Raw genomic sequence first — 11,657 nt, forward strand, 5'->3', positions numbered from 1 at the left:
TCCGGTGAAAACCACGGAAAATTTCTGCTTATATATATTCTGCAATTTTGACTTCACTCTTAATCAACAAATTTTGCAATTGTTCTGAATCAACTGTTTCTTTCTCAACAAGCATCTCCGCTAGCTCATCAAGTACTTTTCTATTATCAATAAGAACTTTTGTAGCTCTCTTGTAAGCAAAATCAACTAACTGAGATACCTCTTCGTCAATTGTTGCAGCTGTATCTTCCGAGAAATCCCTCTCAGAAGCAATATCTCGTCCTAGAAACATCCCTCCTTGAGATCTACCTAAAGCAACTGGACCAAGTTTTTCACTCATGCCAAAACGAGTCACCATTTGCCTGGCAACTTGTGCGACTTGAGTAAGGTCGTTAGAAGCTCCTGTGGTGACTTCATCTTCTCCATAAACTATTTCTTCTGCAACTCTCCCACCTAGTGCTACAGCCATTTGATTTTGCAAATAAGAGCGAGAATAGAGTCCTGATTCCATTCGCTCTTCGCTAGGGGTAAAGAATGTCAAGCCTCCTGCTTGACCTCTTGGAATAATAGAAATTTTTTGCACAGGATCATAATCTGGCATTAATGCTCCGACTAAAGCGTGACCTGCTTCGTGATATGCAACTAATCTTTTACGTCTTTCACTCATTACGCGATCTTTTTTCTCTGGACCAGCCATTACACGTTCTATAGCATCTCCAACTTCATCATTGCTAACTTCAGTTAGTTCTCTTCTTGCTGCAAGGATTGCAGCTTCGTTTAGAAGGTTTGCAAGATCTGCACCAGTAAAACCGGGAGTTCTTCTTGCTACTTGATCAAGATCTACTGATTTTGAAAGAGTTTTTGCTCTTGCATGTACTTTTAATATTTGTAGCCTACCTAAGTAGTCTGGCCGGTCTACAACGACTTGCCTGTCAAACCTTCCAGGCCTCATGAGTGCTGCATCAAGAACATCTGGTCTATTAGTAGCTGCAACGATAATTATTCCTGTATTTCCTTCAAACCCATCCATTTCCGTAAGTAGTTGATTTAGGGTTTGCTCTCTTTCGTCATTCCCACCACCTAGGCCAGCACCTCTTTGTCGTCCAACTGCATCAATTTCATCAATAAAGACTATGCATGGAGCATTCTTTTTTGCCTGTTCAAATAAATCCCTGACTCTACTTGCGCCAACACCCACAAACATCTCTACAAATTCTGATCCTGAGATAGAGAAAAAGGGCACTGCTGCTTCACCTGCAACTGCTTTAGCTAAAAGAGTTTTCCCTGTACCTGGAGGACCAACTAAAAGAACTCCTTTTGGAATTTTTGCTCCAACTGCAGTAAAACGATCAGGACTCTTTAAAAAGTCAACAACTTCAGAAAGTTCTAATTTTGCTCCTTCTATACCTGCAACATCTTTAAATGTGACTTGAGTAGAAGGTTCCATTTGCAAGCGAGCTTTACTCTTCCCAAAACTCATTGCAGGATTACCACCAGCTCCTCCTTGTGCGCGTCTAAATAGAAAAAATAGTCCTCCTAATAAAATTATTGGAAAAATAAGACTACCTGCGGCTTGCTGGAAAGGACTTGCTTGACGAGTTGGTTGCACACCAATATCAACATTGTGTTCAGTGAGTAGTTGCAAAAGATCATTGTCTGGAGCAAGAGTTACTTCAGCTCTACTACCATCATTTTCAATAATTTGTGCTGTTCCATTGTCAGGAGAGATCGTTACTCTGCTGATTTGATTTTCTTCTACTGCTTCAATGAAATCGCTATATCTCAATGTTTTTGAATCACGGGAAGGATCTGGTTTATCCAATAAAGCAGTACCAACAAAAATTACTACCACTACCATTAGGAAGTAGAGAGCAATGTTTCTCCAACGTTTGTTCAAGGGACTTTTACTTGCAATGAAGAGATGTTAATAGGAATTTGGCAATATTAGGCTTTGCGTAGTACTTCCACAACGCTTTTGAATGCAAACCATTCTGGTATCTCTTCTCCATTTCGGAGCATTTTCCTGAATTCAGTTCCGCTGAGCTTCTTTATATGTAGGTTCATTTCTTTTGCATGCTCGGCTGTGACATATCCCTTTTCTTCTGTGAAAACAAGGTTCAATGAAGGCACTGTATCCATCTTGAGCTCAGGAGCAAGCTTTTTAGCAAAATCCTGGGCTTCATATGGACCATAAAAGTCTTCTCCAGTAATGCTTGATTTGCATCCAGCCATATCGCGTCCAATTATGAAATGCGTACAACCATAATTTCTTCTAATAATCATGTGTTGAAGAGCTTCCCTAGGCCCAGCCATATGCATTGAATAGGGTAGGTAAGCCCATCGAATTCTTGGATTGTTTACCTCTGCGGCTAACCTTTCATAGCTTTGGAACCTCACTTCTCCATCAATATCATCTTCTTGTGTAGGACCACATGTTGGATGTACTAAAACAACGGCATTTTTGCTTACATTCTTTGCTTCAAGGGCTCTAGTGAATAGTTCATAGTGTGCTCTATGGATTGGATTTCTACATTGAAATGCCACAACATTTTCGTTTTTGGGCAGTTGCTTTCTAACTTCTGCAGGGGTTTGACATGGGAAAACCCGTTTTGGAAGTTCTAAAGCTTTTATAGGACCTCCCATATAAAACCGTTTGCGATTAGATGCAATCATCCTCACTGCAGGGTGCTCTAAAGATGTGGTCCCATAACATCCTTTTGCTTCTAGGGCTTTGTCAGGTTCCCATTTCTCTTGAATATGCAAAACGGCTAAATCTTGTCCTTTATATGTTAGTAGCACTTGGTCGTTGACTTGTAAGTCTTCTCTATCAGTGTCCATCACGATTGGTAGGCCAAACAGCACCCCCCCAGTTGTTCTATGATTTTTAACCACTGATTCATAATCAGCTTGAAGCATAAATCCAGTTAGGGGAGAGAATCCACCAACTGCTAGTAATTCAATATCGCATGCATTCCTGTCAGAACACTCTATCGTTTGAGTGGCTTGGCTTTTGATAGTTTTTTGAGTGCTTTCTGCGACAATTAAATCTACAAGAGTCCCACCATAGGGTTCTATAACCTCTGATTGAGTTGAATGGATTGATTGATTAGAGATCATTAGCAGGACATTGATCTTGCAAATTCTCCCAGATAGAGAAGCAAAAAAACTATTATTTTCTCAGTAATTTTTTTTTCAATAAAAAAGGAGCCTGTAAAAGGCTCCCTTTAAATCTATGCACTTTTAGTACAAAAGGTTAACTAGGCTTTGCGGCCATAGAGTTCTCCAATGATTTTCACATCAACTGGCTCTTTGGATCCAAGATCATTATCAGAAGGTTGTATGGCAACAAATGTACCAGCAAATTCTTCAGTATCAGAATCGACAGTGTCTATAGAAAGAGTGATAACTCCTTGCCCAGAAATGTCTCTTTTGATATTTTCCTTTGCAAGCTCTTCATCATCACCTCCTAATGCAACTAGACCTTGGGCATATTCAACACCTGTGTCTTTTGCGCGACTTTTAGGGTCTAGGAAATCACCTGTTCTATAGCTTGGAGTGAATGTTGTTCCATTTGCTTCAGTCCCAGATTGAATGGACTTGCTCTTGAACTCAACAGACATATCCTTTGCTGAGAAGACGAAAGGATACTCTTCTCCGTTAGGAGCTAGTACTGTTATAAGTTGGAAATCAATACCACCTTTTTCTTTAAAGGTGCTACCTGAAACGTCGCCATAGACTTGCTCAACTGTTGTGTTGTTTCTAGGGCTAATTATTTTTGCGGGTGCAAAATCAGCTTTTGAACGCTTGGTTTTTGCAACCTTTACATACACTTGTGTTGGGTGCATGCAAATGTCTGTTAGACCCCCATCAATACTTAGGGATCCCCCTGATTCCGCTGGGAGGCTTGGGCAATCATTAGCTTTGCCGGTATTTACAATATCGGCAAATTTAGAATTACCCCTTTCTCCGGAGGCGGAAGCACTACTTGGGGCAGATATAAAAGTGAGACAAAAAGCAAGCACCAGGGCTAGCAAAGGACGAAATCTCATGGGTGGGAAGCCTAAGGGCCAAATACAGCGGTATAAAAAACCGCTCAATTACTCAGTTGGGAGCTTACAGGGGGAATTGCGCGATATGTAAAGCGTTTTGCAGCTCTCAACAACCCGTAGCTTATTGGAGAATATAAAAAGTCGCTGAAAATTCTATGAACCCTTTGATAGCAAGCTTTTTCGATAATTTCTTATTTGGAAGCCAATAAAAAAAATTTGATTAATTTTTTTTATAATTGTTTTTTTATTAATTTTAAGACCTCATCTAGTAAAAGATGAGCGATGGATAATTTTGAATCAATCGGAATAGTGATAAGGCTGTCTTGAGCGCCAACTAACCATCCTTCGTTCAAGTTTGATTCAAAACCTTGGTCTGGCCTATCGATTGGATTTGCAAATACCAAGTCGCATCCTTTTCTAGATTTTTTAAGAATGGCAAGTTGTTTGATTTCATTATCTGTTCCTGTTAAGGCACTAAAGCCAAGAATTATCTGACCATTAGGACGATTCTTTCCTAGTTCCGCTAGTAGATCAGGTACTAGTTCAAAATTTCCGCAAAGATTTTCAATAAGACTTTCCTTGTTCAATTTTTTTTGATTGCTGCAATTTTTCAACCTTAGATCTGAAATCGCTGCTGTCATTGCAATTGCATTTGAATTCGCTTGAAGCTTACTAAGCATTTTTTGCATATCCTTACCACTTCGAATTGGATATGTATTTAACCCTTCTGAAAAATTCTCTGGTACTTGCAAAGGCCCATGGACAATATCAACACTTGCGCCTCTGAATCTTGCTACTTGCCCCAATAAAATTCCCGTAAGCCCAGTGCTTCGGTTGGATAGATATCTTGCGGGGTCAAGGTCTTCAATTGTTGGACCAGCAGAAATAAGTAATTTCAAGCCTTCCCAGTCCCTATTTATTAATTTGTCGGATTTAATACGCAGGAATGCACTTTCGATAGCTAATTGAATGATCTCTGGATTTGCCATTCGCCCCTCCCCTATTCGATCACAGGCAAGTAGTCCATTGGAAGGAGAGAGGGTAATTACATTTTTGTATTTATTAAGTTTGTCCCAATTATGTTTAACCCCTTCATTGCACCACATTCCAGTATTCATTGCTGCGGCAGCTATTACAGGCTTTTCACATGCCAACAACAGGCTTGCAATCAATCCATCTCCAAGGCCATTCACCCATCTGGAGAGTGAGGATGCACTTAAAGGAGCAACTACAACAATGTCTGCCCATTCGGAAAGGGCAATATGTAGAGGTTTAGGTTCACTACCGTCCCATTGGTTTTTATCTTGATAGCAATTATTTCTGCTTAAAGTTGCAAGGGATAAAGGGCTGACTAATTTCGAGGCACTAGGTGTTACGACGCAACGAACCTTTGCTCCTTTTTTGATTAGATTACTTACAAGCAATGGAGTTTTTACAGCAGCAATGCTGCCAGTTACAGCTAAAAGGATTTTTTTATCTTTGAGTGTTATTGAGTCCTTAATCTTCATCAAATGGTTCCTGATCAATGAGATGTAAATATGGAAGAGTTAGTTCAGGACGATGAATAGCTAGAGCTCTTAGGAGATGCCAGTCACTTAAACCATCGAAAGGGCTTGGGTAATCATCTTGATCTAAACGCTTGGCTAATATTGCAATTGAATCTTCGTCAAATTGGTTTAATTTTTCTGGAGTTATTTTTGGGGTTGATTTTTCGAAGACAGCATTACGATGGTTCATGATTGCTGCAGAGAGTACTAGCAAGTGCGTTTTTCAGAATTAAATTTATTAAAAGATCGAAAAGCTCACTTGATAAAGATTATAGATCTGATCGATTAAAATTACTAAAATCCGTTTTCTCATCTTATTTACCTTGAAAAAATTTTTAAAAACAATTGTTAATTATTAAATGGATATTATGTTCAATCCCTGTTTGCAAATGTCAGAACTGAACTGATGAGGTAAAAAGTTATTATCAAAAATATTTTCAATGTCTCAATCTAAGAGGGAGCAGGTAGTCAGTCATCTTAGATACATCCGACAAGAGCTTCGAGAGATGCATCAAGGTGTTTTGGATGATGGCCTTTTGCCTGAGCCAGGCGAGATTAGAGGTGTTATGGCCCAAATGGAAGCATTGCTTGAGCTTTTAGATGGTAAAACAAAGTCAAAGTCAAAGTCTGAGTCAAGTGATAGTTTTTGAAAAAAATTTGACTATCGAATTTTTTTCTTATTTATTAGCTTTATGTCTAAGACATTTCAGAGAACAGGTTTAAATAAAAATTTTTCTAATGCATTCATAACTTTAGAGCTATGGGCAAAAAATCCATGGAGGAGGTATTCACTTATCTCAGTTATTTTTTTAGGATCTTTTGCTCTGGGAAGCTCGTTGGGCATGATTAATGGTGTTTTGGCAATGATGGATCCGGTTGGTGCTTTTTTTACTGTGGTTTTCTTAGAGTTATTAGTAAGATTGAGAATGATCTGGTTAAAGAACAAACAAGCTTCAATTATTCTTCAGATTATAGATAGTTCTCGTATTGGCTTGTTATATGGGTTGTTTATGGAAGGATTTAAGTTACTTTAATATCTTTTGGGTTCAATGAATATTTCTTATGAGCTCATAAGAAGATATAGAAGTGCCATTCTGGTTGGGATTCCATTTGCAACTTGATTTTCAATTAGGCAAATAGAATTGTCATCTAACAGCTCACTGCTCATTTCAACATCTCTGTTTACAGGACCAGGGTGAAGAACAGGAATATTCTTATCAGACCACTCAAGAGTTTTATGTGATAGGCCAAACTCTCTATGGTAGGAATTAATATCGGTGAGTAAATTTTCGTTCATTCTTTCTTTTTGAAGCCTAAGAGTTATAACCGCATCTGATTCTTGTAAAGTCTCTTTTAGTGATCTTGAAATTACAATTTCCCCTCTTTCTTTAATAGGGTCTAACTTTTGTCCAGGAGGAGGTGACTTTACAAAGCTTTTAAAATCATCTGGGAGAATACTTCTAGGCCCACATAGGATTACATCTGCACCACAGCCGGTCAGACTCCAAAGATTAGATCTTGCCACTCTTGAATGTAGAATATCTCCGACTATTGCAATTTTTTTCCCTTTCATTATTTTTATTTCAGGTTGATTTGGTTGAAAATAATTAGTGAGCGTAAATAAATCAAGCAATGCTTGACTTGGATGACTATGTAAACCATCACCTCCATTTAAGATTGAAGTTGACTTGCCTATTTTTTCTAGTGAACTAGCAATTTGTTGAGGGACACCGGCGCAACTATGTCTAATAATTAAGGTGTCCGCTCCCATGGCAACATATGTAAGAGCGGTATCAAGTGGAGTTTCTCCTTTGGTTAATGAGCTACTAGAACTGGAAAAATTTTGTACATCAGCAGATAGACGTTTTGCGGCAAGTTCAAAACTGCTTCGGGTTCTAGTACTTGGTTCAAAAAATAAAATTGCAACACATTTACCCTGAAGAGCGGGCAACTTTCTTGCACCAGAATTAGGTATTGCTTTAAACCTATTAGTTAGTTCAATAACGCTTTGATAGTCCTCTAAAGAGAAACTTGCAAGGTCAATAATATGTTTGTGGTTCCAACTGCTCATGGCCCTTCTTCAATTATAGGTTGCCATGCTTTTGAAGAGGGAGGACATCTGTCTCCTTTGGCTCGTTTACTTATACTTCTACTGTTTTGGAGATACCAACGCCAATGTAACTCTTTAGCTTTCGAAATTCCTATCCTTGTTGTATTGATAATCTTTGAAATTTGCATGCTTCTTGGGCGTTCAGCAATCCATAATCTATTCCCTGATGATATTGGAGTGTTGTCAAAATCTTTGTTTAACCCAAACCTTTTAGCTAACAATCCTGGACCTGAAGCAATTCTTTCATCTTCATCTGGCAAGGCTACAGACCTGAGAAGAACTCCGTTAGCCCAATTAGATCTATCTGTGACTATGTTCACACAGTAATACATACCATACGTGAGATATATATATAAATGGCCTGGAGGACCAAAAAGGGTTTCATTCTTGTCAGTTCTTTTATGATAGCCATGGCATGCAGGCTCTTCTTCTGAGTATGCCTCTGTTTCTACTATTACTCCCCACAAATGCTTGCCATTGGTCTCCTGCTTTACCAGTAAACACCCTATTAAATCTGGAGCGACCAATTCAGCAGGCCTGCTGAAGAAATTAATTGGGACAGGTGAACTAGTTATTGGAAAATAATTAAGTTATGGATTACCTCTTCTTAACTATATAAATTCAGTAAGGCAATTATGATTGAGCTTAGTCAATAAAAACTCTATTAATTAATATTGATTTCCTACTAATGACTAATCAATACACATCAGCTTCAGATGTTTCCGAAGACATTTATAACTCATCGCGTTTGGCCCTTTCTTCTTGGCCAGAAGTGGATGAGTATTTAACTAAATGCAAAGGCATTATTTTACCGATTGGCTCAACTGAACAGCATGGTCCTACAGGAGCAATAGGGACAGATGCTATGACAGCAGAAGCTGTGGCTTTGAAGGTTGGCAAGGAAACAGGTGTTTTGGTCGCCCCAACGCAATCTTATGGCATGGCTGAGCATCATTTAGGCTTTTCTGGAACAATGAGCTTGCAGCCTGCGACTTTGGCAAATGTAGTGCATGATCTTTTGCTATCACTCGCAAGACATGGATTCGAGAGGGTGTTTCTTATCAATGGACATGGAGGCAATATCGCAACAGTTAAATCTGCTTTTGCAAAGGTTTATAAAAGTATCGAAGATTTAAATTTGCCCGTTGCATCAAAGTTTAGGTGCAAAATTGCCAGTTGGTTTATGGTCCCAGATGTTTTTAGAGAAGCAAAAAAACTTTATGGCGATAGAGAAGGACAGCACGCAACTCCAAGCGAAATTGCGTTAACTCTCTTTTTAGAACCTGGATTAGTTAAAAAGCAACGAAAACTAGACGAGCCTTCGCCGTCAGGACCAATTTATGATTACCGAGATTTTCGAAGAAGATACCCTGATGGCAGAATGGGGTCTGACCCTTTTTTGGCCGAATCAATTCATGGTCAAGTTTTGCTAGAAAAAGCTTCTCAGGCTTTAAAGCAAGAGTTATCTAATTTCCTTGAAGACTAATGAGCAAAATCACTTCAGACGATGTCCGCAAAGTTGCAAAGCTAGCAAGACTAGATTTGCCAGAAGACCTGGTCGACACTTACACAAAGCAGCTTGAAGAGATTTTGGGATATGTTGCACAATTAGAGCAAATTGATACTGACAATATCCCCCCAACTACAAGAGCAGTAGAAGTGACTAATGTTTTAAGAGAAGATTTAGTACAAGAAACGAACGTTCGAGAAGAAATTATAGATTTAGCACCTAATAGAGAAGAAGATTTCTTTCGTGTTCCTAAGATTTTATCTGAGTAAGAGGATTTAATTCTTTGGAGTAAGAGCTGTTCTCCTAATTAAACTAATCCAGTTTTTTCGTAAACGATAAGTGGGTAGAATTTTTGCCAAGGGTCTCATCTTGCTTCTATCTTTTTTATGACTTCGGATACCTAGAAAAACATCATATAGAAAATTATACCCATCAGATTTTGTTTCAAATATACCAATTCTTTGAGGAGATCCTTTTAAATCTAAAAGGGGTTTTGTACGCTCATATGCTGGTTTATATTCAAACCATGGGATAGATGGCCATAAATGATGTATTAGATGATAATTTTGTCCCATTATTAGAATATTCATTATTCTACTAGGATAAACTCTTGCGTTTTTCCACTTATTCCTCGCTAAGAAAGGTCTGTGAGGCAAGTAATCAAAAAATATCCCTAGAGTGACTCCAACCATTAGTGCTGGTCCAAACCATAAGTTATAAATAATATTCATAAAATCAAATTTAATTCCTGCTAGAACTATTGATATAAATATTGAACGTTCAATACCCCATTGCATAAGTTCATAACGTCTCCAAAGTTTTCTTTGAAAGAAAAAATATTCGTGGTAGAAAAATCTTGGAGCGATTAACCAAACTGGACCAAAAGTACTAACGATATGGTCAGGGTCATTTTTTGGGTCATTTACGTGTGAGTGATGTTGAAGATGAACTCTTGTGAAAACAGGGAAACTAAAACCCAGCAAAATAGCAGCACCATGGCCCATGGCTTGGTTGATCCATTTGTTTGGGTGAGCAGCTTTATGACACGCATCATGAATAACTGTTCCTTCCATATGTAATGAAAGGAATGCCAAGGCAACTAAGACAGGTAAAGGCCAATCACCTTTATACCATTGCCAAATAGTTAATACTGCAAGGCAGTAACCACCAAGAAATAGTCCTAGTGTTGGGTTTAATCGGGCTGGAGGATCCAGGTACTCGTGAATTGCCTTTTGCCAAAAAGCAGAAGACTTAGATTTGGTTGAAACTTCTTTGAGAGAAGAATCTAATATCTGATTCATTGCATTGTCCCATTAATTCCTAGGTAAAAAATCATTACTGCTATTAAGGCTTGAGTTTTGCATCTAAGGAATTGCTATTTGCTTTAAGAACTAATTTATTTGCATTTAATAGCACTTTATCTTGCTTTCCTGTAATGATGCCCACCGGGAGACTTGAACTCCCACGACCGAAGTCACTGGTACCTAAAACCAGCGCGTCTACCAATTCCGCCAGGTGGGCTGGAATCAAAAGAAATTGTAGTTGAGGGAGTTCCCTTTTTCTTAATTAAAAGGCATTTGTATTTGTATATAAGAATTTTCGCACCCTTGGCAGAATTATTGATTCTTGTATTTCTGAATGAATGCTTCACAAAAGATAAGTATCACATCAAGAACAGATCATTGAAAGTTGATAAATAAATGGTTTTCCTAGTAGACCGACGCGAATCATCGATAATGTCCCTGAAAACTCTTTGTTAAATACCTGAATTGCTAAAAGACTGAAATTTGTTTGTTAGCAATCTTTCTTGTAACACTCGTATAATTAAGAAAGCTTTTCTGCCATTCATTGGCTTTATTAGTTAACTTTTGCATAAAATCTATTAATTAGTAGTTACTTTAAAGATATGACTGTAATTACTTTAATAGCTGGTTTAAATATCTTACTAGGCTTTCTTGTCTTATTTTTGCCTTTGATGCTTACTGAATTAAGTCGTCCAAAAGATTCTTTTTGGGGAGCCTTAATAATTGTCTTTGGTCTGATTTTGCTATTAGAGGCTGATAGTTTTGATTGGAATCAAGCAGTGGCTTTATTTTTTGCAACTGTTATTTTTTTAAGACTTTTATGGGAAGTGTCTAGTAATCGCTGGCATCAATTAACTCTTGAAGAACAGACAAGCTTGAGATCCTTCAATAGATGGAATACTCGGCTGAGTCAATTACTCTCAGCTTTCCTTAAATTAGGTTCTCTCTCTGTTGGGCTTTTTAAAGTCTTTACTCCTAGGAAGCAAGGAAACCCTTCTGGTAAAAAATGGGTTCGACCAAGTTCTGAGGAACAAAAGGAACCTATAAAATCAGAAGAGGCACTTTCTTCAGTAGTTGAAAAAGCTCATGAATCATCTGATCCTGATCAAATTTCATCTCTGAACAAGGAAAATGCTCCCTCTAACGATTCATAATCGC

Annotated in this window: 13 protein-coding genes and 1 tRNA gene; 5 read left to right on the forward strand and 9 right to left on the reverse strand. The window is 38.2% G+C overall.

Annotation, left to right across the window (positions count from 1 at the left end; translation table 11 throughout):
- Positions 1–28: 28 nt before the first annotated feature.
- The 5 genes from ftsH to O5635_RS07770 form a co-directional block, all read right to left on the reverse strand.
- Positions 29–1,876 carry an ATP-dependent zinc metalloprotease FtsH gene (gene ftsH, locus O5635_RS07750; protein WP_036901462.1) on the reverse strand — a complete coding sequence of 616 codons (1,848 nt, stop codon included), beginning with the start codon at positions 1,874–1,876 and terminating at the stop codon, positions 29–31.
- Between the two features lie 47 nt (positions 1,877–1,923).
- Positions 1,924–3,096 (reverse strand): sulfate adenylyltransferase, encoded by a 1,173-nt coding sequence (sat, locus tag O5635_RS07755; protein WP_036901456.1) that lies wholly within the window; start codon positions 3,094–3,096, stop codon positions 1,924–1,926.
- A gap of 140 nt (positions 3,097–3,236) precedes the next feature.
- The gene (locus O5635_RS07760) at positions 3,237–4,028 is read right to left on the reverse strand and encodes a photosystem II manganese-stabilizing polypeptide (RefSeq protein WP_036901453.1); all 792 of its coding nucleotides are present in this window, start codon (positions 4,026–4,028) and stop codon (positions 3,237–3,239) included.
- 230 nt (positions 4,029–4,258) lie between these two features.
- The gene (coaBC, locus tag O5635_RS07765) at positions 4,259–5,536 is read right to left on the reverse strand and encodes a bifunctional phosphopantothenoylcysteine decarboxylase/phosphopantothenate--cysteine ligase CoaBC (RefSeq protein WP_152557285.1); all 1,278 of its coding nucleotides are present in this window, start codon (positions 5,534–5,536) and stop codon (positions 4,259–4,261) included.
- Positions 5,526–5,765, reverse strand: a complete 240-nt coding sequence (locus tag O5635_RS07770) for a DUF2555 domain-containing protein (protein WP_036901451.1) — start codon at positions 5,763–5,765, stop codon at positions 5,526–5,528. Before O5635_RS07770 ends, coaBC begins: the two co-directional genes overlap by 11 nt.
- Before the next feature lie 250 nt (positions 5,766–6,015).
- Between O5635_RS07770 and O5635_RS07775 the strand changes: the two genes are divergently transcribed.
- Both O5635_RS07775 and O5635_RS07780 read left to right on the forward strand, forming a co-directional pair.
- Positions 6,016–6,225, forward strand: coding sequence for a hypothetical protein (locus tag O5635_RS07775; RefSeq protein WP_036901449.1), 210 nt, complete (start codon positions 6,016–6,018; stop codon positions 6,223–6,225).
- Between the two features lie 42 nt (positions 6,226–6,267).
- A complete protein-coding gene (locus tag O5635_RS07780; protein ID WP_036901443.1) occupies positions 6,268–6,609 on the forward strand; it encodes a DUF565 domain-containing protein in 342 nt (113 codons plus the stop codon).
- A gap of 26 nt (positions 6,610–6,635) precedes the next feature.
- Here O5635_RS07780 and O5635_RS07785 read toward each other — a convergent pair whose 3' ends face one another.
- Entirely contained in the window at positions 6,636–7,646 is a 1,011-nt protein-coding gene (locus O5635_RS07785; RefSeq protein WP_036901441.1) for an aspartate carbamoyltransferase catalytic subunit, read from the reverse strand.
- Positions 7,643–8,212 (reverse strand): DNA-3-methyladenine glycosylase, encoded by a 570-nt coding sequence (locus tag O5635_RS07790; protein WP_036901438.1) that lies wholly within the window; start codon positions 8,210–8,212, stop codon positions 7,643–7,645. The genes O5635_RS07785 and O5635_RS07790 overlap by 4 nt, the downstream gene beginning before the upstream one ends.
- A gap of 161 nt (positions 8,213–8,373) precedes the next feature.
- Here O5635_RS07790 and O5635_RS07795 point away from each other — a divergent pair, with 161 nt between their 5' ends.
- Together O5635_RS07795 and gatC are read left to right on the forward strand one after the other, a co-directional pair.
- Positions 8,374–9,171 (forward strand): creatininase family protein, encoded by a 798-nt coding sequence (locus O5635_RS07795; RefSeq protein WP_036901435.1) that lies wholly within the window; start codon positions 8,374–8,376, stop codon positions 9,169–9,171.
- On the forward strand, positions 9,171–9,464 hold the full coding sequence (gene gatC, locus O5635_RS07800) for an Asp-tRNA(Asn)/Glu-tRNA(Gln) amidotransferase subunit GatC (protein WP_036901434.1): 294 nt from the start codon (positions 9,171–9,173) through the stop codon (positions 9,462–9,464). The genes O5635_RS07795 and gatC overlap by 1 nt, the downstream gene beginning before the upstream one ends.
- A 6-nt stretch (positions 9,465–9,470) precedes the next feature.
- On the opposite strand, the gene crtR is transcribed toward gatC, so the two are convergent.
- Together crtR and O5635_RS07810 are read right to left on the reverse strand one after the other, a co-directional pair.
- Positions 9,471–10,496 carry a beta-carotene hydroxylase gene (crtR, locus tag O5635_RS07805; RefSeq protein WP_269607435.1) on the reverse strand — a complete coding sequence of 342 codons (1,026 nt, stop codon included), beginning with the start codon at positions 10,494–10,496 and terminating at the stop codon, positions 9,471–9,473.
- 138 nt (positions 10,497–10,634) lie between these two features.
- Positions 10,635–10,716: transfer RNA gene (locus tag O5635_RS07810), tRNA-Leu, on the reverse strand.
- A 385-nt stretch (positions 10,717–11,101) separates the two neighbouring features.
- Between O5635_RS07810 and O5635_RS07815 the strand changes: the two genes are divergently transcribed.
- The gene (locus tag O5635_RS07815) at positions 11,102–11,653 is read left to right on the forward strand and encodes a hypothetical protein (RefSeq protein ID WP_052042773.1); all 552 of its coding nucleotides are present in this window, start codon (positions 11,102–11,104) and stop codon (positions 11,651–11,653) included.
- Positions 11,654–11,657 lie beyond the last annotated feature (4 nt).

Source organism: Prochlorococcus marinus str. MIT 0919 (genome assembly GCF_027359375.1).
In the GTDB taxonomy this organism is placed as follows: Bacteria; Cyanobacteriota; Cyanobacteriia; order PCC-6307; family Cyanobiaceae; genus Prochlorococcus_D.